The sequence below is a fragment of the Streptococcus sp. HMSC064D12 genome, from assembly GCF_001837205.1.
Classification (GTDB): Bacteria; Bacillota; Bacilli; order Lactobacillales; family Streptococcaceae; genus Streptococcus; species Streptococcus salivarius_D.
The window spans coordinates 1-21,061 of the sequence record NZ_KV831736.1 but is presented as its reverse complement, the minus strand read 5'-3'; the positions used below and the strand labels follow the sequence as shown (position 1 = coordinate 21,061).

Annotated in this window: 20 protein-coding genes; 8 read left to right on the top strand and 12 right to left on the bottom strand. The window is 39.3% G+C overall.

Features of this window, described 5'->3' with window-relative positions:
• Nucleotides 1-19: 19 nt before the first annotated feature.
• Nucleotides 20-2,530 (bottom strand): bifunctional DnaQ family exonuclease/ATP-dependent helicase, encoded by a 2,511-nt coding sequence (locus HMPREF2697_RS03750; protein ID WP_070849692.1) that lies wholly within the window; start codon nt 2,528-2,530, stop codon nt 20-22.
• A 95-nt stretch (nt 2,531-2,625) separates the two neighbouring features.
• On the opposite strand from HMPREF2697_RS03750, the gene HMPREF2697_RS03745 reads away from it, so the two are divergent.
• A complete protein-coding gene (locus tag HMPREF2697_RS03745) occupies nt 2,626-3,261 on the top strand; it encodes an MBL fold metallo-hydrolase (protein ID WP_004182402.1) in 636 nt (211 codons plus the stop codon).
• Between the two features lie 105 nt (nt 3,262-3,366).
• On the opposite strand, the gene HMPREF2697_RS03740 is transcribed toward HMPREF2697_RS03745, so the two are convergent.
• The 8 genes from HMPREF2697_RS03740 to HMPREF2697_RS03705 all read right to left on the bottom strand — a co-directional run bounded on the left by HMPREF2697_RS03740 (nt 3,367) and on the right by HMPREF2697_RS03705 (nt 11,114).
• Nucleotides 3,367-4,323, bottom strand: a complete 957-nt coding sequence (locus tag HMPREF2697_RS03740) for an ABC transporter permease (RefSeq protein ID WP_013990475.1) — start codon at nt 4,321-4,323, stop codon at nt 3,367-3,369.
• 1 nt (nt 4,324) lies between these two features.
• On the bottom strand, nt 4,325-5,392 hold the full coding sequence (locus HMPREF2697_RS03735; RefSeq protein WP_070849689.1) for an ABC transporter permease: 1,068 nt from the start codon (nt 5,390-5,392) through the stop codon (nt 4,325-4,327).
• Entirely contained in the window at nt 5,385-6,923 is a 1,539-nt protein-coding gene (locus HMPREF2697_RS03730; protein WP_070849687.1) for an ABC transporter ATP-binding protein, read from the bottom strand. Before HMPREF2697_RS03730 ends, HMPREF2697_RS03735 begins: the two co-directional genes overlap by 8 nt.
• Nucleotides 6,924-7,036: 113 nt before the next feature.
• Nucleotides 7,037-8,101 carry a BMP family lipoprotein gene (locus HMPREF2697_RS03725; protein WP_277752649.1) on the bottom strand — a complete coding sequence of 355 codons (1,065 nt, stop codon included), beginning with the start codon at nt 8,099-8,101 and terminating at the stop codon, nt 7,037-7,039.
• 67 nt (nt 8,102-8,168) lie between these two features.
• A complete protein-coding gene (locus tag HMPREF2697_RS03720) occupies nt 8,169-8,567 on the bottom strand; it encodes a cytidine deaminase (RefSeq protein ID WP_070849682.1) in 399 nt (132 codons plus the stop codon).
• Nucleotides 8,554-9,216 carry a deoxyribose-phosphate aldolase gene (gene deoC, locus HMPREF2697_RS03715; protein ID WP_070849680.1) on the bottom strand — a complete coding sequence of 221 codons (663 nt, stop codon included), beginning with the start codon at nt 9,214-9,216 and terminating at the stop codon, nt 8,554-8,556. Before deoC ends, HMPREF2697_RS03720 begins: the two co-directional genes overlap by 14 nt.
• Before the next feature lie 33 nt (nt 9,217-9,249).
• On the bottom strand, nt 9,250-10,527 hold the full coding sequence (locus HMPREF2697_RS03710) for a pyrimidine-nucleoside phosphorylase (RefSeq protein ID WP_070849678.1): 1,278 nt from the start codon (nt 10,525-10,527) through the stop codon (nt 9,250-9,252).
• Nucleotides 10,524-11,114: a class I SAM-dependent methyltransferase gene (locus tag HMPREF2697_RS03705; protein WP_070849675.1), complete on the bottom strand. Its 591-nt coding sequence runs from the start codon at nt 11,112-11,114 to the stop codon at nt 10,524-10,526. The genes HMPREF2697_RS03710 and HMPREF2697_RS03705 overlap by 4 nt, the downstream gene beginning before the upstream one ends.
• 112 nt (nt 11,115-11,226) lie before the next feature.
• On the opposite strand from HMPREF2697_RS03705, the gene coaA reads away from it, so the two are divergent.
• Both coaA and rpsT read left to right on the top strand, forming a co-directional pair.
• Nucleotides 11,227-12,147 carry a type I pantothenate kinase gene (gene coaA / locus HMPREF2697_RS03700; protein WP_004182102.1) on the top strand — a complete coding sequence of 307 codons (921 nt, stop codon included), beginning with the start codon at nt 11,227-11,229 and terminating at the stop codon, nt 12,145-12,147.
• A 69-nt stretch (nt 12,148-12,216) separates the two neighbouring features.
• Complete coding sequence (gene rpsT, locus HMPREF2697_RS03695) at nt 12,217-12,453, top strand: 30S ribosomal protein S20 (protein ID WP_004182129.1); 237 nt, start codon at nt 12,217-12,219, stop codon at nt 12,451-12,453.
• A gap of 83 nt (nt 12,454-12,536) precedes the next feature.
• Here rpsT and HMPREF2697_RS03690 read toward each other — a convergent pair whose 3' ends face one another.
• From HMPREF2697_RS03690 to HMPREF2697_RS03680, 3 genes are all read right to left on the bottom strand, one after another.
• Nucleotides 12,537-13,952 (bottom strand): sensor histidine kinase, encoded by a 1,416-nt coding sequence (locus HMPREF2697_RS03690; protein WP_037604990.1) that lies wholly within the window; start codon nt 13,950-13,952, stop codon nt 12,537-12,539.
• On the bottom strand, nt 13,942-14,616 hold the full coding sequence (locus tag HMPREF2697_RS03685; RefSeq protein WP_004182019.1) for a response regulator transcription factor: 675 nt from the start codon (nt 14,614-14,616) through the stop codon (nt 13,942-13,944). The genes HMPREF2697_RS03690 and HMPREF2697_RS03685 overlap by 11 nt, the downstream gene beginning before the upstream one ends.
• A 198-nt stretch (nt 14,617-14,814) precedes the next feature.
• Entirely contained in the window at nt 14,815-16,485 is a 1,671-nt protein-coding gene (locus HMPREF2697_RS03680; protein ID WP_004182072.1) for a formate--tetrahydrofolate ligase, read from the bottom strand.
• Between the two features lie 193 nt (nt 16,486-16,678).
• Between HMPREF2697_RS03680 and HMPREF2697_RS03675 the strand changes: the two genes are divergently transcribed.
• From HMPREF2697_RS03675 to HMPREF2697_RS03655, 5 genes are all read left to right on the top strand, one after another.
• On the top strand, nt 16,679-17,362 hold the full coding sequence (locus tag HMPREF2697_RS03675) for a phosphopantothenate--cysteine ligase (RefSeq protein WP_004182113.1): 684 nt from the start codon (nt 16,679-16,681) through the stop codon (nt 17,360-17,362).
• Nucleotides 17,355-17,900, top strand: coding sequence for a phosphopantothenoylcysteine decarboxylase (gene coaC / locus HMPREF2697_RS03670; protein ID WP_004182014.1), 546 nt, complete (start codon nt 17,355-17,357; stop codon nt 17,898-17,900). The genes HMPREF2697_RS03675 and coaC overlap by 8 nt, the downstream gene beginning before the upstream one ends.
• A gap of 28 nt (nt 17,901-17,928) precedes the next feature.
• Nucleotides 17,929-18,501, top strand: a complete 573-nt coding sequence (locus HMPREF2697_RS03665) for an ECF transporter S component (RefSeq protein WP_070849673.1) — start codon at nt 17,929-17,931, stop codon at nt 18,499-18,501.
• A gap of 66 nt (nt 18,502-18,567) precedes the next feature.
• The gene (locus tag HMPREF2697_RS03660) at nt 18,568-19,128 is read left to right on the top strand and encodes an ECF transporter S component (RefSeq protein ID WP_004182060.1); all 561 of its coding nucleotides are present in this window, start codon (nt 18,568-18,570) and stop codon (nt 19,126-19,128) included.
• Nucleotides 19,129-19,280: 152 nt separating this feature from the next.
• Nucleotides 19,281-20,999, top strand: a complete 1,719-nt coding sequence (locus HMPREF2697_RS03655; RefSeq protein WP_070849671.1) for a phospho-sugar mutase — start codon at nt 19,281-19,283, stop codon at nt 20,997-20,999.
• The last annotated feature ends 62 nt before the right edge of the window (nt 21,000-21,061 follow it).

Below are 21,061 nucleotides of genomic sequence, written 5' to 3'. Positions count from 1 at the left end.
TTATAAAACCTGAGTAATCTTAGAAAAGGTTGGTTTTAAAAAGTTGACTTTCTTGTTCTAAGAAATCCTGAATATCCTCTTTGACTTCCTCAAACTTAGCGTGCTTAAGCGCCACTTCTTGTGTAACTTCTTTTAGAAATAGTTTTCCATAACTCTTAACGAGCGGGCGATTATCCATAAGAAGAATAGCTGAGCGCTGTTCTGGACGTCTCTGAGCACGTCCAATAGCTTGTTTAAAACGTAAAACCGTCATGGGAAGACTGTAACTATCAAAGGTGCTCTTTCCTTGCTTAGAAAACCAAGATTCAATCTTTTGATAGAATGGATCCTTAGGATTGTCAAACGGCAGACGTGCAATAACCTCGATTACCCTATCTTGTTGGGCAAAGTCAACACCTTCCCAGAACGACCCCATACCCAGAAGGAGATTGGTCTCACCTCTATCAAAACGTTTTTTGACATTAAAAGCTGTCCCATTTTTCTCTTGAGTTAGGTGACGAACTTCCCTATGATCCAATAAATCTGAAACAGCCATCATACTCTTTCGAGATGTAAATAGTACTAAAATTGGATATTCCATTTCAGATAGCTTCTGGAGACGTTTTGCAAGAGCAACTTCATACTCTTCCTCAGATGCAATACCAATCATAGGCATGCTTTGATCAATCCAAATAGCTTGATTGGGTAAAATATCCATTGGGAGGCTAACCTTGCGTACCTGATCTAAGCCCAACAAATCAGCCACATCTACATCAGGTCCCACATCAATAGTTGCTGAAACAATTATCACTTTTTGAGCACTTGGTAGATAAGCTGAAAGCTCTAAGAGCTCTTGGCGTGACGCCTTTAAATAGGTCACCCGATGTTCCTGATAATAATCTGTTTCAAGCCAGAAATGACTGTAAAGGGGTGTCTTCAGTGGAGACAACATCTCCATCAAATCACTTTCACCTTCCAGTTCAGAAATGGTTTGTAGCAAACGATCTAATTGCTGGCGATTATACTGCTTCTGAGGAAATTGTTGATGTTCTTGGATTAGATGGCTAACTTCAAACTGCAGATTTTCGAGCAAGCGTTGTTGAAGCAAGCTTTGACTACCACTATCAAGAATTCGATGAATATGTTGCAAAAGGACCGTAAGATTGACTTGATGACGTGAAAATTGTTCCAAAGCCAGAACCATCTTTTGCCCCTCATCAATCACAAGAGTCTTTCCTCGAACAAAATCATGATCATCTTCCATACGCGTCAACAGATAAGCATGGTTGGTCACAACTACCCTTGCTTCTTGGGCTTTTTGATAGGACTGTTGCCAAAAATCATATTCGGCAAAAAGACTGTCAGCTTTTAACTTACCATCGTGCTTAATCTCATCGAAATAAGCCATATAGCGCTGTTTCTGTCTGATTTCGTCAAGATCTCCTGTCTCTGTTTCAGTCAACCACACCAAAAGTTGCATTTTGTAACGATTAATCAAACGGTTACTATCCTGACGAAGTAAGGTTTGGTAGAAGGCATCTAACTTGATATAATTCTGAGGTCCTTTGAGACTATGAAAGTTAATATTAAAGACATCCGATAATGCTTTAGCTTCCTGATTCATAATCTGATTTTGAAGGAGCTTGGTAGGAACAGCCACCACCACTTTATCAACATCAGATTGCGCCAACAAGGGAAGCAAGTAGCCATAGGTTTTCCCAATTCCAGTCTGCGCCTGAATCATGGAAATATCAGTATTATCAAGCTCCCTTCTTACTGCCTCAGCAAACTCTCTTTGTTTAGGTCTTGATTCCAAATCTAAGAGAGCAATATTGGTATCAAAATCTTGAGACAGTTTTCGTTCTGCCTTAAAAGTCAAAGGTCTACGAAGAACAATTCCAGATTCTTCAAGCATGACATATTCTTTTGAAAGGCCTAAATTTTGACCTCTTATAGCATCACGAATAACCAACTCAGTCTCAAAAAGAAGATTATCTGAAAAGGTCAAAAGCATCTCAATGGTCTGTCTAGGTAAGCTGGCAATCTTATCCATCAAATGAAACAAAAGCTGTCCGGTCGCTCTCGCATCTTCAATAGCGGTATGGGCCTGAGCTAGGTCAAGATTAAGAACCTTGGATAAATGAGATAGCTTATATTGTTCTAACGTCGGATAAAAGACTTGAGCCAATTCGACAGTATCCACACGAGGAGTTCTTAGTTCGAAGCCCTCCATGAAAAGAGCCTCTGCAAGCAAATTGGCATCAAATTTAACATTATGGGCAACAAAAATACAGTCCTCAATCAGTTCAAAAATGATTCTAGCAATTTCTGAGAAATCTGGGGCTTGAGCCAACTGCTGATCGGTAATCCCTGTTAAATGAATAATGTGATCATCGAGTTCTTGGTGTGGGTTAACATCACTCGCAAATTCGTCAATCACCTGACCATTTTGCATGATGACAATTCCCACCTGTATAATACTAGCCGTTGAAGAAGCGGAGGTTGCTTCCAAGTCAACAATGGCATATTTATTCGTGTTTTTTTCACTCATAGTGACCTTATTATAGCATATCCAAAGCACCAAAAAAAGACAAAGCCATCATTCTGATATTGGAAAAAGCCTGAAATTCGTGCTACACTAGAGCTATGAAAATAAGACGAATTTTAAATCCTGTTGCCCAGGAAAACACCTATATTTTAGAAAACGATACAGCCTGTCTAGTCATTGATCCAGGAAGCGATACTTCTAGCATCTTAGCTGAACTTAAAACAATCGACAAACCAGTTGCTGCTATCCTTTTAACACATACACACTACGACCACATTATGAGTGTTGAGGCAGTCCGCCTAGCCTTCAATCATCCTCCTGTTTACGTTGCCGAAGCTGAAAAAGACTGGTTGCTGAATCCTATTCATAATTTATCTGGACTACCACGTCATGACGATATGGAAGACGTTATTGTCAATCCGGCAGAATACTACTTCGATTTCACTCAGGACTATAATATCGAGGATTTCCAGTTTAAAGTTGTTCCAACCCCAGGACACTCTATTGGAGGTGTTTCTTTTATCTTTGATAAAGAAGAAACTGTATTTTCTGGTGATGCCCTCTTTAAAGAAACAATTGGACGCTGGGACCTTCCAACAGGGAACCACGAACAATTACTCACTAGTATTAAAGAACAACTCTTTACACTTCCTAACCACTACAGAGTTTTCCCAGGTCATGGATGGGACACCACTATTGGTCATGAAAAGGTCTTTAACCCACATTTTTCATAAAAACAAAAGCTTGTCTACACCTACTTTAGTAAGTACTGACAAGCTTTTTTTCTCGAATAAAAAAGAAGGCCGATAGACCTTCTTATCTGAAACACTGTAGTGTGTTTATTTAGATTTGATATAGTTAACACCATCTGCTTTAGGTGCAACGGCTTTACCGAAGAAAGCAGCCAAGACAATAATAGTCAAGATATATGGTGCAATTTGCAAATACACATTTGGTACATGTGAAATAAGTGGAAGCTGTTTTCCAATGATTGCCAATGATTGTGACAATCCAAAGAACAAACTTGAGAGCATAGCTCCGATTGGACTCCAACGACCAAAAATCATAGCAGCCAAGGCGATGAAACCAGGACCTGCAATTGTTGTAACAGCAAAGTTGTTAGAGATGGATTGAGCATATACCGCACCACCAACACCACCAAGGAAACCTGAAATCATAACGCCATAGTAGCGCATACGATAAACGTTAATACCAAGTGTATCCGCTGCCTGTGGGTGCTCACCAACTGAACGAAGTCGCAAACCAAAGCGTGTCTTGAAGATAAGCCACCATGATGCTACCGAAACCAAGATAGCAACATATGCTACCAAGGAAACGTTAGTGAAGAAAACTTTACCCAAGAAAGGGATATGATCCAAGATTGGGAATGATACAGTCTTAAAGTTATGACTGATAGCAGGTGTTTGACCAGCACCATAGATAACACGTGTCAAGAACACTGCCAAAGATGGTGCGATAAGGTTCAACACTGTACCAGAGACAACATGGTCAGCACGGAAGTTAATTGTCGCAACCGCATGGAGCAATGAATAGAGAACACCAACCAGACCTGCTACAATCGCAGCAATCCAAGGTGTCGCATTTCCAAAACTTTCTGCAAAAGTCAAGTTAAAGAGAACACCTGCGAAAGCACCAATTACCATAATTCCTTCAAGGCCGACATTTACGATACCGCCTCGTTCAGAGAAAGTTCCACCGATACTTGTAAAAATCAATGGTGCTGAGTATTTCAACATAGAGGCAACAATCAAGGCTATAATTGTAATAAAGTCCATATTAGTTTTGTCCTCCTTTAGCTTTCACTGATTTATGACGAGGGCGAACCCAATATCTAATGATGTAGTTAGCACCAACAAAGAAGATAATCAAGGCTGAAACAACATCGATAATTTCAGATGGCACACCAATCATACCACTCTTACCAATAGACAAGACACCATAAAGGAGGGCGGCAAATGGAATACCGATAGGTGAGTTAGACGCTAAAAGTGCAACCGCCATACCGTTCCAACCGATAGCCAATGAAGCGTTTTGAACGAAGACATTTTGGAATGTACCAAGTCCTTCTACTGTTCCTCCAAGACCACAAAGAGCACCTGAGATAATCATTGACATGATAATAACACGTTTAGATGACATTCCTGCATACTCTGATGCATGAGGATTAAGACCTACAGAGGTAATTTCAAAACCAGTTGTTGTTTTCTTAAGCAAGAACCAAACTAAGAAGGCAGCTGCAAGAGCCAGGAAGAAACCAATATTGAAACGCGAACCACCAGTTATTCGAGATAAGAACTCTGTTTGATAACTAGCTGAGGCTACAACCTTGTTAGATGCTTCTGAAGAACGCAACATATCAGCTGTAAATCCAAAGCGAATAATATTGTTCGCCACATACAAAATGATGTAGTTCATCATGATGGTTACAATGACCTCACTTGTTCCCAAGTAAGCACGGAGAATACCTGGAATAGCCCCAGCGATACCACCTGCAACCAGACCAATAATGACTGTACAGATAACTGAAACCACCTTTGGCAAATCAGGGAATGACAAGGCAAACCATACAGCAGAAACCCATCCTGCCAAGGCCTGTCCTGGCAAACCTACGTTAAAGAAACCTGCCTTAGAGGCAACAGAGAATCCAAGTGCAATCAGAATCAGCGGACTCATGGCACGAAGAATTTCACCAATATTTTTCAATGAACCGAAGGCCGTTGTGAAGAGATCGTAGTAAGCCCAGAATGGATCGTAACCGAAGATTAACATCAAAACGGCTCCAATCAACATTCCCAAGAGGACAGCAATTAAAGGAACTGCCCAATTTTGTACTTTTTTAGACATTTGCTTCCTCCTTATTCAATTGTCCACCAGCCATAAGAATACCAAGATCTTGCTTATTCGTTTCAGCAGGATCTAGAATTCCCTGAATTGCACCATCATAGATAACCGCAATTCTGTCTGACATATCAAGAATTTCATCCAATTCAAAGCTGACAACAATAACAGCCTTACCTTTATCACGTTCAGCGATAATACGTTTACGGATGTACTCAATAGCACCAACGTCAAGACCACGAGTTGGTTGACTTACAATAAGAAGTTCTGGGTCACGGTCAATCTCACGAGCGATAACAGCTTTTTGTTGGTTACCACCTGACAATTCACCACCAGCAATTAACTCTCCCGCACCACGAACATCAAATTCTTTCATCAATTCACGCGCTTTTGCATTGATGACACTATAGTTCAAGATACCATTCTTAGAATTTGGTTCTTTGTAGTAGGTTTGAAGAGCGATATTTTCAGCAACTGTCATTTCAAGGACCATACCATCACGGTGACGATCTTCAGGAATATGCCCAACACTCATTTCAGTAATCTGACGAGTTGTCTTATGAATAATCGATTCACCCTTGATAGTAATATCACCTGACTTAACTTTACGAAGCCCTGTAATCGCTTGGACAAGTTCTGTCTGACCATTGCCATCGATACCGGCAATACCGATAATCTCACCAGCTCGAACATCCAATGACAGGTTTTTAACAGCAGGAACTCCACGGTTCTCGTTAACCACCAAATCTTTAATAGAAAGAACAACTTCTTTTGGATTTGAAGGAATTTTCTCTGTTTTGAAGGAAACCTGATGGCCAACCATCATTTCAGCCAAGTCAGCATTTGTTGCCCCTTCAATCGTTACTGTATCAATTGATTTACCACGTCTAATGACAGTGACACGATCAGATACTGCACGGATTTCATCCAACTTATGGGTAATAAGGATAATCGACTTACCTTCCTTAACCAAGGTCTTCATAATGTTTAGAAGTTCAGTAATTTCAGACGGAGTCAATACCGCAGTCGGTTCATCGAAGATCAAGATATCAGCCCCACGATAGAGAGTCTTAAGGATTTCAACACGTTGTTGAGCACCAACAGAGATATCTGCTACTTTGGCAGTTGGATCTACTGCAAGACCATATCTTTCAGAGAGTTCAGTAATTTCCTTGATAGCCTTCTTCATATCAAGGACTCCACCAGCTTTGGTTACCTCACTACCCAAAATGATATTCTCAGCAACTGTAAAAGCTTCAACCAACATAAAGTGTTGGTGAACCATCCCAATCCCCAGTTTCGTTGCTTTAGATGGTGAATCAATCGTCACCTCTTGTCCTTTAACCTTAATGGTTCCGCTCGTAGGTTGCAAAAGACCTGAAAGCATATTCATTAAAGTTGACTTACCTGCACCATTTTCACCGAGGAGGGCGTGGATTTCTCCTTGTCTCACATCAAGATTGATATGATCATTTGCCACAAATTCACCAAATTTTTTGGTAATATCGTGCATCTCAATGACATTTGGCTTCGTCATACAATCTCCTTTCAGAATAATTTTTATTTCAGCAAAAGGGATCATTAACTGCTTCCCTTTGCTGAGACAAAAATTGTCTCAGTTTAAGCTCTATAAAGACTTATGCTTAACTATTATTTGCTAAGACCATCAGTTGGTTTCAATTCACCATTCTTGATTTGTTCTTTAGCTTTTTCTACTGCATTCTTGATATCTGAAGGAAGATTAGACGTTACAATGTCAACACCACCGTCTTTGATACCGTAAGTCTTAGTTTTACCACCTTCGAATTTATCGCCTTTGACTTGTCCGTTAGCAATATCTTTAACAACTGTACCAACTTGTTTGATTGTTGAAGTCAAAACAAAGTTAGATTTTTTCTTGTCTGAAGATGTGTAATTACCTTCTGCTGATTGGTCACGGTCAACACCGATTACCCATACTTTCTTATCGCTGTCAGCATCAAGTTTTTCGTTAACTTCTTTAGCAGCTGTGAAGACACCAGTACCAGTACCACCAGCAGCTTGGTAAATTACGTCAACGCCTGAAGCGTACATTGTTGAAGCGATTGTTGTACCTTTCGCTGCATCAGAGAATGATTCAGCATATTGAACTTGTACATCGATATCAGGTTTTACTGACTTAGCACCAGCTGTGAAACCAGCTTCAAAACGTGTAATTGTGTCTGATGTTTGACCACCGATGAAACCAACTTTATTTGTTTTTGTCTGCATAGCTGCTGCGATACCTGCAAGGTAAGCACCTTCGTTATCGGCAAACAAAACGCTCTCAACGTTCTTTTGATCTTTAATAACATCGTCAATGATTACATAGTTCACATCTTCGTGTTCTTTGGCTGCATCTGCAACTGCATCATGAAGAGCGAAACCAACACCAAAGATGAGGTTGTAGCCTTGACTTTGTGCTGAAGACATGTTTGTTGCAAAGTCAGACTCTGAACCAGATTGGAAGTACGTGAAGCCAGAATCTTTTTTAAGTTTGTTAGCTTTACCCCACGCTTGAAGTCCTTCCCACGCTGATTGGTTAAATGATTTATCATCTACCCCACCAGTATCTGTAACGATAGCAGCTTTAACTTTTGAATCAGCTGATGATCCGCCGCGTCCGCCACGTGCACATGCTGCAAGACCAAGTGCCGCAACAGCAACAAGGCCAAGCCCGATAATTTTCTTGTTCAATTTCATCTTGAACACTCCTCCTATAACTTGCAAGAAAACTTGCTTAATAAAGAATAAAACAACTAGACTATTGTAAGTCCGTAAAAGAGTATGGTAACAACTCTCCGACTGTCATCTCGACTGTCGATTTATCTTCAGCGATAAGAATCACTTTAGAATCTGATTTTAAAAATTCGACCATCACTTGGCGACAAGCACCACACGGTGAGATAGGCTCTTTGGTATCTCCGTATACTGCGAGACATTCAAACTCTCTATATCCTTCGGATACCGCCTTAAAAATGGCTGTTCTCTCTGCACAATTGGTCAATCCGAATGAGGCATTCTCAATGTTACATCCTTGAAAAATGTGCCCATCCTTTGTAAGCAATGCTGCTCCAACCCTAAACCGAGAATAGGGAACATAGGCATTTTCAGCTGCTTCTTGTGCTGCTTTTATTACTTGCTCTTTTTTAGTAGCTATCATGACTTTCTTGCCCTTTCATAATGGCCACTCCTGACGAAGTACCAATACGGGTTGCACCAGCTTTGATAAAGGCTTTAGCCGCCTCAAGTGTACGTGCTCCACCAGATGCCTTGACTCCCATAATAGGACCAACAGCTTCTCGCATAAGTTCAATATCTTCAATGGTAGCACCACCAGTAGAAAACCCTGTAGATGTCTTCACAAAATCTGCACCTGCCAGTTTTGCTAATTGGCAAGCTTCGACCTTTTCTTCATCAGTCAATAGACAAGTTTCAATGATAACCTTTACAAGTTTACTTCCACTAGCTTCAACAACAGCTTTAATATCGTCTTCAACTAATTTAAGATTTCTAGATTTAAGAGCACCGATATTGATTACCATATCAATTTCATCTGCCCCATTGGCAATAGCATCTTTGGCTTCAAAAGCCTTAACTGCGGAGGTCGATTCTCCCAAAGGGAAACCAATAACCGTACAAACTTTGACAGAACTATCCTTAAGCAATTCAGCTGCCGTTTTGACCCAAGTTGGATTAACACAGACGCTAGCAAACTCATACTTCTTAGCCTCATCAATTAAGGAAAGAATCTGTTCTTTATTAGCATCAGCTTTTAGTAAGGTATGGTCAATATAGCTATTAACAGACATAAACAAACTCCTTGGTTAGAATTAAATTAAGGGTTAGCGAATTATCTTTAATATTTCTGTCGTTTCTTTACATTCACTACTCATAATAACATTTTTTTCGAATTCAGTCAGCATTTTTTCAGATAAAATTTCTTGGCTATAGACCTTGGCAATAAGGTCTCCCTGAGTCACAGAATCGCCAACTTTCTTTTCAAATACAATCCCTGTTTCATAATTAAGACTATCTGACTTCGTAGCTCGACCTGCTCCTAATTGCATAGCGAATTTTCCAAATGCCATAGCAGGTAACTCTTTAATGTAACCTGTTTCATGAGCATGAATATCTGTCACGACAGGCGCACTGCTATGACGATAAAGATCGGTCAAATCACCACCTTGAGCTTGAATGAGTTCTTCAAACTTAGCAAGGGCTTTTCCACCCACTAAGTGCTGACGAATCTCTTCCTGGCTAGCTTCAACCTGAGCTAAATCTAATAGAATCTCAGCCAACTCACAGATAAAGTCAGTGATATCTTCACGTCCCTTACCTTGCATAATTTCAATAGCCTCTGTGATTTCTAAACGGTTACCAATAGCCTTACCTAGTGGCTGGCTCATATCTGTAATAACTGCAATCGTTTCACGATTGACCTCATGCCCTAGTGCAACCATGGTCTCTGACAATTTTTCAGCATCTGACATATTTTTCATGAAAGCGCCTTGACCAACAGTAACATCCAGTAAAATCTTATCAGCCCCTGCTGCAATCTTTTTGGACATAACAGAGCTTGCAATTAGAGGAATGGAATCTACTGTTGCAGTGACATCACGCAAGGCATAAAGAAGTTTATCAGCCTTAACCAAATGCTCAGACTGACCAATAAGAGAAATTCCAATGTCTTTAACTTGCTGTATGAACGCTTCCTTGCTACGCTCAACCTGATAGCCTTTGATAGACTCTAATTTGTCAATCGTTCCACCTGTGTGTCCGAGACCACGACCGCTCATCTTAGCCACTGGAACACCAAAGCTAGCTACAAGCGGCATAAGAATGATAGTTACCTTATCACCAACGCCTCCGGTCGAATGTTTATCTACCTTAACACCTGGAATTTCTGACAAATCATATTGTTCGCCTGAAGCAACCATATCAGTGGTCAAATCATGGATTTCACGAATAGACATACCTTGATAATAAATCGCCATCGCCAAAGCAGCTATCTGATAGTCTGGTATTTCCCCAGACACATAGCCATTAATGAGATATGAAATTTCCTCTGTGCTTAACTCGCCACCATCTCTTTTCTTTTCAATTAAGTCAACTGTTCTCATATTTTCTCACTTCTAAGGATATAATATCCTTTATCCTTTTTAACGACTTCAGCATTACCAAACACATCCTCCATCTTAGCTTTTGCCGACGGAGCACCTTGTTTTTTCTGAATAACAATAGTTAGGTTACCACCTTGATTGAGATAATCATATGCCTCCTCGATAACTTGATGAACCACCTTCTTACCCGCACGGATAGGTGGATTAGAAATAATATAGTCAAAACTTCCAGTGACATTTTCATAGATATTTGATTGGAAGATAGTAGCTTCAACCTTATTTCGTTGAGCATTTTGTCTAGCTAAATCAATCGCCCTACTATTGATGTCGATCATAGTGACTTTAACTCCTTGGACCTTGGCTAAACTGATACCGAGAGGACCATAGCCACAACCCACATCTAAAAGCGTTTTGCCAGCTTCCAAATCTAATGCACTCAAAAGCACTTGACTTCCAAAATCAATCATTTTTTTAGAGAAAACCCCAGCATCTGTATAAAACTGAAAACTTTCTCCTAATAAATTAACCTTTAAATCATGAATATCATGAGCCGCATCTGGCGTCTCAGCATAATACATTTTTGACATTATTTTTTCCTTCTAGATAGTACTTTTTCTTTATCGTATCATAAATACCAAAGTAAGGCTAGTAATATGACAAGGCTTACATTCAGGCTTTTTTTCTGCTATAATGTTAGCTATGTTAAATGAATTTATCAATTTCGAAACGATATCACGCAAGGAATGGCAACGCCTTCATAAAGAGGACAATGCCCCATTGACTGCAGAAGAACTGGATTCCATTCGCAGCCTTAATGATAAGATTGATGTGCAAGAAGTTAGTGACATTTATCTTCCTCTTATCAATCTCATTCGTATCTATCAGAAAACTGCCAATGATCTGACCTTTTCTAAGAGTATCTTTTTACAAAAATCACAGACTAATCGTCCATTTATTATCGGGGTATCTGGTTCTGTTGCTGTTGGCAAATCCACAACCAGTCGTTTGCTTCAACTCTTGTTGCAGCGTACCTTCCCCCAATCTAAAGTTGAACTTGTGACAACTGATGGCTTTCTCTATCCTAACCAAGTCTTGAAAGAAAAAGGTATCCTTAACCGTAAGGGGTTCCCTGAGTCCTACGATATGCCACTTCTTCTCAATTTTTTAGATACTATAAAAAATGGTGGTGATGTCAATATCCCTGTTTACTCTCATGAAATTTATGATATTGTACCAGGACTTACACAAGAAATCAGACAGCCCAATTTTTTAATTGTCGAAGGGATTAACGTTTTCCAGAACCCTATTAACCAACGACTCTACATGAGTGATTATTTCGATTTTTCTCTCTACATTGACGCTGAAGTTAATAATATCGAATCGTGGTATCTCGAACGTTTTCAAACCCTTCTTGAGCTCGCCAAAAAAGATGAAAACAACTACTACCATCGTTTCACTAAATTTAGCAAGGATGAAGCTTTATCTTTAGCACAAAAAACTTGGCGTGATATCAATTTGCTTAACCTGGAGAATTATATCGAACCTACACGAAGTCGAGCTGAACTGATTCTTCACAAGGGAGACAATCATAAAATCGACTTCATCCACTTAAAAAAATAGAAAAAGCTTGCCAAGGGGCCTAAAATAACGTATAATGACATAGTTAGATAAATTTTGGAGGTGAAAACATTGGCAAATATTAAATCAGCTATCAAACGCGCTGAACTTAACGTTAAACAAAACGAAAAAAACTCAGCTCAAAAATCAGCTTTGCGTACTGCTATTAAAGCATTCAACGCTAACCCAACTGAAGAAGCTTACCGTGCTGCATCAGCTAGCATCGATAAAGCCGCTTCTAAAGGTTTGATTCATAAAAACAAAGCAAGCCGCGATAAATCACGTCTTGCAGCTAAATTGGCTAACTAATTAAAAGCTCCATTTAGGAGTTTTTTTATTACCTAAACCTAAAAAACCTGCTAGCTTATCGTCTAGCAGGTTTTCTTTGTTAATTAAACTCCAGTGATCTTAACTTCAAAAATCGTTCCCTTTGGTTGATTATCTTTAACAACAATTGTTCCTTTTAGGGCTAAAACAATTTGTTGCGCTAGGGATAAGCCAAGTCCAAACCCACCTTTTTGTCTGGTTCTAGCCTTATCTACGCGATAAAATCGATCAAAGATTTTTTTCTTATCACTATCTGATATCCCAGGACCATTATCAGCTACAGAAATATAAAGTTGGCGGTCATTAGTGCGAACAGTAAAGGTAACATGTCCATCATCTTCCGTATATTTAATAGCATTATCAAATAAGATGGTCATTAACTGTTTCAATAGCGTTTTATCAGTTTGGATTGGACGACTAACTTGGTTTTGAGCCGTGAAACCTTTCTCATTTTCTTCTGCAATCATGGCATAATTGGTAAAGACTGTATCAAAGAAAGCAGGTTCTAAGGTTTCGATTTCTGGTTTAATACCATCGTCACGACGAGCCAAGTTCAAGAGATTAGTCGTCAAAAGACGCATATTACGTACTTCATCAAGACTTGATGCAATATTCTCTGAATTATCTAGAATGGTGCTCTCAGGCTTGCGGAAAAGAACTTCTAATCTGTTTTGAATCACAGCAAGTGGTGTCCGTAACTCATGACTAGCATTTTCAACAAAAGCCTTCTGCTTCTCCAAGCTTTCCTGGATAGGACGTCTTGACCACTTAGCCAAATACATACTAGCCGCAACAGATAAGAGCCAGAAGAAACTCATCATGATGACAATGAGCTTAACATAACGTTCAGTAGCTTCTTCCAATTGAGTTGTATTAATCGCAATAACAAGGTACTTAGCATCAGGATAGAGACTATTATCTACTTTTTCAGTAATCAGACGATACTTTTCTGTTTGATCGAAATAATTCTGAGCACTTCCCTTGCTGATAACATCAATGTTATTTTTATCTATTGGTAAATTAGATAAACTTGAAAATTTATCAACGACATTGAGGACTTTCCCATTCTTATCAAGTACCAAGACACTGGTATTTGCCGCAACTGATAAATCGTGAGGGGCATCTTCAATTTTTGATTTCTTCTTAGGTTCTTTTTTAGAGCCACTCGAGTCAGGTGTTTCAGCTGTTGACTCTTTAGTATCATAGGCTTGGTAAATGGTTGTCGTATTATTTTGATCCACCTCAGAAGTCAGAAAAAGTTCCCGTTTTAGCATTTCCATTTCTAAATAAGAATTGGTCTTAGTCGCTGCCATTTTCAGACTAGAATCCACATTGGAATAAACGCCGTAACTCAAAATCTGTAAAATCATGACAGTCATGATAAGGAAAATACCAGAAAAAGTAGCAAAAAAATGAATGAACGACTTAAATCCGTCTGACTTGATTCTCCTAAAGAGATAATTGAAAAATTTAGTCAGCATTCTTCAAAATATACCCCACACTTCTCAAGGTTTGGAGATTGGTAGCAAAGTCTGTTCCTTTAAGTTTCTTACGAATTTTAGAAACATAAACCTCTACAACTGATACTGTGGTATCACTATCAAATCCCCAAAGACGATCAAAAATTTGTGACTTAGGCAAGATGACATTTTGATTTTGTAAGAAGTAAACTAATAAATCAAACTCTTTACCAAGAAGTTCTACTTCTTTATCCCCCACAAAGGTTGAATTTGTAGCAAGATTGACACGAACATCACCAAAAGAAAGTGTATTTTGGTCAAATTTACCAGAGCGTTTCAAAAGTGCTTGAATACGCATCTTCAATTCTTCTAAATAGAAAGGCTTAGTTAGGTAGTCATCTGCACCCAGTTCAAAGCCGTGTCCCTTATCGTCTAGACTTTCCTTAGCCGTCATGATTAGTACAGGGGTTGTTACACCCTTTTCACGTAATTCTCTAAGAACAGTGAAACCATCTTTTTCAGGCAACATTAAGTCTAAAAGAATCAAATCATAGACGCCACTTTCAGCTTCGTAGAGACCTTCATCTCCATCAAAGACTTGCATCACATCAGCAAAGTCATCTAAAAAATCAAAAACTGAGTTCGACAAACTCAAATCATCTTCTACTAGTAGTATTTTAATCATAGTTATCTCCCTTGTTAGGTGTCAAAGATACAAATAACACTTTGACTAAGTTTTATCATTATATCTAAAATAGACGTAATCATCTAGTGCTTTGATCTTCTTTTATTTAGATTTAGTCTACTAAACTTTCCTTAAGCTTTTCATAACTGAAACGAAAAAACAGCACCAATAGGTACTGTTTTATATCGATATTTCTTCTTAGAACAAACCAACAGCTGTTCCGTCTTCCGCTACGTCCATCTTAAGGGCTGCTGGTGCTTTTGGAAGACCAGGCATAGTCATGACGTCACCTGTAAGAGCTACGATAAATCCAGCACCTGTTTTAGGAACAAATTCACGGATAGTGATATCAAAACCTTCTGGTGCTCCAAGTAAGAATTGGTTATCTGAGAAGCTATATTGTGTTTTAGCCATACATACTGGCAATTTATCCCAACCGAATTCTGCAAATTGTTTGAGTTGGTTCTTAGCTTTTTTCTCGAAGACAACTGATTTACCACCATAGATTTCAGTAACAATCTTAGTGATTTTTTCTTCCAAGCTATCATCATCAGAATAAAGGCGTTTATAGTCAGCATTACCATTTTCAACAGCATCAACTACTGCGTTGGCAAGGTCAATACCACCATCAGCACCATTAGCCCAAACGCTAGCCAATTCAACAGGAACATCGATTTCTGCACAAAGTTCCTTAAGGGCTGCAATTTCAGCTTCTGTATCAGCAACAAACTCGTTAATAGCAACGACTGCTGGAAGACCAAATTTACGAACGTTTTCCACATGACGTTTCAAGTTTGCGAAGCCATCACGAACGGCCTGAACATTTTCTTCAGAGAGGTCAGTTTTGGCTACCCCACCGTGCATTTTAAGGGCACGAAGTGTCGCAACAATAACAACAGCATCAGGAGTTGTTGGGAGGTTTGGAGTCTTGATATCAAGGAATTTTTCAGCTCCAAGGTCAGCACCGAAACCTGCTTCAGTAATCGTATAATCAGCCAAACGAAGAGCTGTAGCTGTAGCCAAAACTGAGTTACATCCGTGAGCGATATTGGCAAATGGACCACCGTGTACCAAGGCTGGTGTCCCATAAATTGTCTGTACCAAGTTAGGTTTGATGGCATCTTTAAGAATAAGGGTAAGCGCACCTTCAATTTCAAGATCACGTACATAAACAGGTGTACGGTCATAACGGTAGGCAACTACAATGTTAGCCAAACGTTCTTTAAGGTCATTAATATCAGTAGCCAAGCAAAGAATCGCCATGATTTCAGACGCAACAGTAATATCAAAACCATCTTCACGTGGAATACCATTAAGTGGTCCGCCAAGACCAACGTTTACATGACGAAGCGCACGGTCATTAAGGTCAACCACACGTTTCCAAATGATACGACGTTGGTCAATGCCGAGAGCATTTCCTTGGTGAATATGATTGTCAAGAAGGGCTGACAAAGCATTATTTGCTGTAGTAATAGCGTGCATATCCCCTGTGAAGTGGAGGTTGATATCTTCCATCGGAAGCACTTGAGCGTAACCACCACCTGCAGCACCACCTTTAATTCCCATAACAGGACCAAGAGATGGTTCACGAAGGGCAATCATTGTTTTCTTACCAATTTTGTTAAGAGCATCTGCAAGACCAATTGACATGGTTGATTTCCCTTCACCAGCTGGTGTTGGGTTGATAGCTGTCACCAAAATCAATTTCCCTGGCTTATTGTCTTTGACAGCATTGATTTTATCAAATGACAATTTTGCCTTATATTTTCCGTAGAGTTCCAAATCGTCAAAGCCGATTCCAACTTTTTCAACTACTTCTGTGATTGGTTTTAATTCTACACTTTGAGCAATTTCGATATCTGTTTTCATGAGACACTCCTCTATATTTTTCTAGAGTCTATTATATCAGAGTTTGATAAAAAACGCATTATTTTTGGTTAATTACTTTTCAATGTTCGGTTTTTGTTTTGTTATAAATCGTTATAACTTTAATTTATAGGGGTACACCCCAAAAATACCTACTATTATTTACTAAAGACTCAATTTTTAGTACAATACTACTATGAAAATTTTGATTACATCGGGTGGTACCACTGAAAAGATTGATGCTGTACGTGGAATCACAAACCATTCAACAGGTTATCTAGGAAAGGAAATCGCTGAACTTTTCTTGTCTAAGGGTCACCAAGTAACCTTAGTAACAACCAAGACAGCGGTTAAACCAGAACCGAAAGAAAATCTAAAGATTACAGAAATTACGAACGTAGAAAGTCTTCTCAAAAAAATGGAGCCACTCGTCAAAGAGCATGATGTTCTTATACATAGTATGGCAGTCTCTGATTATACTCCTATTTATATGACGGATTTCGCCGAATTGGAGGACACCGAAGATCTCACTCAATTCTTGCACAAGTCTAATACTGAAAGCAAGATATCATCAGCTTCAGATTATCAAGTTCTCTTTCTTAAAAAGACACCGAAGATCATTAGCCTCGTCAAACAATGGAATCCTGCTATTCAACTGATTGGCTTCAAACTTTTGGTTAATGTAAGTAAAGAAGAGCTTTTTGAGGTTGCTCGTGCAAGTCTGAGACGCAATCAAGCTGATATTATTGTTGCCAACGACTTGAGTGATATTACTGCAGATCAACATATTGCTTATCTAGTTGACGAAAAAAACGAGGAGAAGGTTACGACTAAGTCTGCGATTGCTCGAGCCTTATTTGAAAGGATATGCCATGACTAAACGTATTATCCTTGCTGTTTCAGGATCAATATCTGCCTATAAAGCAGCTGATCTAACAAGTAGGTTAAAGAAAAAAGGTTATGACGTTCACGTCATTATGACTGAAGCTGCTCAAGCCTTTATCACCCCTCTGACACTTCAAGTCCTTTCGAAGAATCCTGTTCACACTGATGTCATGGAAGAAAAATTGGCTGAACGTATTAATCATATTGACTTAGGTAAAGAAGCTGACCTCTTTGTTGTAGCTCCAGCTTCAGCAAATACCATTGCCAAATTAGCACATGGTCTAGCCGATAATATGCTTACTGCTACTGCTTTAGCTTTACCTAGCACCACACCTAAACTAATTGCCCCTGCAATGAATACGAAAATGTATGAAAATCCACTGACTAAGAAGAATTTAGATACTTTGCATGACCTTGGCTACCAAGAAATTCTTCCAAAATCAGGTTTACTGGCTTGTGGGGATACAGGACGTGGTGCCTTAGCTGATATTGATGACATTATTGAATCCATTGACAATGCTTTAACAAAATAGCCTTGCAGAGAATAAAAAGGAGTTTATGATGAATAAGAAAAATAAAGCAAACCAAACGGCTCAGTTATCCCTCTTGATAGCTACAATGGTTGTAATCGAAGTACTCAGTCAAACCATCTTTGCTGCTTTTGTACTTCCAATCAAACCAACCTTAACCCACATCCCAGTTATTATCGCTAGCATCATCTACGGTCCTAAAATTGGAGCTTATTTGGGTGGCTTCATGGGAATTATGAGTATTATTCGAAACACTGTTATCTATACGGTTAGTAGCTATCTCTTTAGTCCTTTTGTTGAAGGGGGAACTTGGGCATCTGCAGTCATTGCCATCGTTCCTCGTATCCTAATCGGTATTTTCCCTTACTTTGTCTACAAGTTACTTCAAAACCGTCTAGGTCTGGCTCTATCTGGGGTTTTAGGTGCTTTCACTAATACATTTTTTGTACTTCTTGGTATCTACTTCCTAATTCCTAACTTCTACACAGCAGGTGGCAAAACACTAATGGCAACCATTTTCACAACAAATTCGATTGCTGAAATGATTATTGCTGGACTTTTGACAGTAAGTATCACTCCTATGCTTTTACGATTGAAAAAGTAAATCATTTAATCTATGGATAGTGCCGAAAATCAGATACTATTCTATAAACCGTTAAGGAGAATTTTTATGAAAAAATCAACCGCTATTGCAAGAATTGCCATCTTTTTTGCAGTAATGCTCACCATTCATTTTGTAACTTCCTTCATTCTCGAATTTGTTCCGTCTGGTATTCAACCGACCTTAGTTCATATTCCTGTTGTTATCGCTTCCGTCATTTATGGACCTAGAATCGGAGCTGTTTTGGGACTCCTCATGGGCCTCTTTAGTGTGACCATGAATACATTGGTTTTGACGCCAGCAAGTTTCCTCTTTAGTCCCTTTGTCTCACATGGAAATCTCTATTCTCTCATTATTGCACTGTTTCCACGTATTTTAATCGGAGTGACTCCTTACTTCGTCTATCGATGGCTACACAATCGTACTGGTTTAGTGACAGCTGCTATTGTCGGGTCTATGACCAATACCATTTTTGTTCTATTGGGAATTTATATCTTCTTCGGTAACATCTATGGTGGTAGTTTTCAACATTTTCTTGCTTTAATTTTGACAACAAACTCTCTTATTGAAGTTATTGCTACAGTTCTTGTCACAACTGCAGCCGTTCCGACACTTGAAAGATTAAAATAATTAGTTAGGTCGAGACTGATATGTCTTGGCTCTTTTATTTTCATTTACATTTTAGATACCATTTTCTTTTTAAAAAGATTTACAATTATCGCTAGAATTTTCTGAAAAAATTTGTTATAATGTAAGCGGTTAAAAATATAAAGGAGATTGCTATGTCTTACACTGAAAATTATCAAAAATGGCTCGACTTCGCTGAATTGCCTGCTTACCTTCATGATGAGTTGGTCGCAATGGATGAAAAAACGAAAGAAGATGCCTTCTATACCAACCTTGAATTCGGTACAGCTGGTATGCGTGGATTGATTGGTGCTGGTACTAACCGCATTAACATTTACGTTGTTCGCCAAGCAACTGAAGGTTTGGCCCAATTGATTGACTCAAAAGGGGAAGAAGCTAAAAAACGTGGTGTTGCTATTGCCTATGACAGCCGTCACTTCTCTCCAGAATTTGCATTTGAATCTGCACAAGTTTTGGCAGCTCACGGTATTAAATCTTACGTATTTGAAAGCCTTCGTCCAACACCTGAATTGTCATTTGCAGTACGTCATCTTCACACATTTGCTGGTATCATGGTAACAGCCAGCCACAACCCTGCACCATTTAATGGTTACAAGGTTTACGGAGAAGACGGTGGACAAATGCCACCAGCAGATGCAGATGCATTGACAGACTACATCCGTGCTATCGAAAATCCTTTCATTGTGCAATTGGCTGACCTTGAAGAAAGCAAAGCTAGCGGCTTGATTGAAGTTATCGGTGAAAACGTCGACGCTGAATACTTGAAAGAAGTTAAAGGCGTTAACATCAACCAAGACTTAATCAATGAATACGGTCGTGACATGAAGATTGTCTACACTCCACTTCATGGTACTGGTGAAATGTTGGCACGTCGTGCTCTTGCGCAAGCTGGATTTGAAGCTGTACAAGTTGTTGAAGCGCAAGCTGTACCAGACCCTGACTTCTCAACCGTTAAATCTCCAAACCCTGAAAACCAAGAAGCATTTGCTCTTGCTGAAGAACTTGGTCGCAAAGTAGACGCTGATGTATTGGTTGCAACTGATCCCGATGCTGACCGTCTTGGTGTTGAAATTCGTCAACCAGATGGTTCTTACCTCAACCTTTCTGGTAACCAAATCGGAGCTATCATTGCTAAATACATTCTTGAAGCTCACAAAACAGCTGGTACACTTCCTGCCAATGCTGCCCTCTGTAAATCAATCGTATCAACTGAGTTGGTTACTAAGATTGCAGAAAGCTACGGCGCAACGATGTTTAACGTCTTGACTGGTTTCAAATTTATTGGTGAAAAAATTCATGAATTTGAAACACAACACAACCACACTTACATGCTTGGTTTCGAAGAAAGCTTCGGTTACCTCATCAAACCATTCGTACGTGACAAAGATGCTATCCAAGCTGTTCTTATCGTTGCTGAAATCGCAGCTTACTACCGCTCACGTGGCATGACTTTGGCAGATGGTATCGAAGAAATCTACAAACAATACGGCTACTTCGCAGAAAAAACCATCTCTGTTACCCTTTCAGGTGTTGACGGAGCTGCTGAAATCAAGAAAATCATGGATAAATTCCGTGGCAATGCTCCTAAACAATTCAACAACACAGACATTGCTAAGACAGAAGACTTCTTGGAACAAACAGCTACTACTGCTGACGGCGTTGAAAAATTGACAACTCCTCCAAGTAACGTGCTTAAATACATCTTGGCTGATGATTCATGGTTTGCCGTTCGTCCTTCAGGTACAGAACCAAAAATCAAATTCTACATCGCTACAGTTGGTGAATCTGAAGCAGATGCTAAAGAAAAAATTGCGAATATCGAAGCAGAAATCAATGCTTTCGTAGGCGAGTAATATTTAAGACTTAGAGCTTAGCTCTGAGTCTCAGAATGAAGACAAACATCGTTTTTGATGTT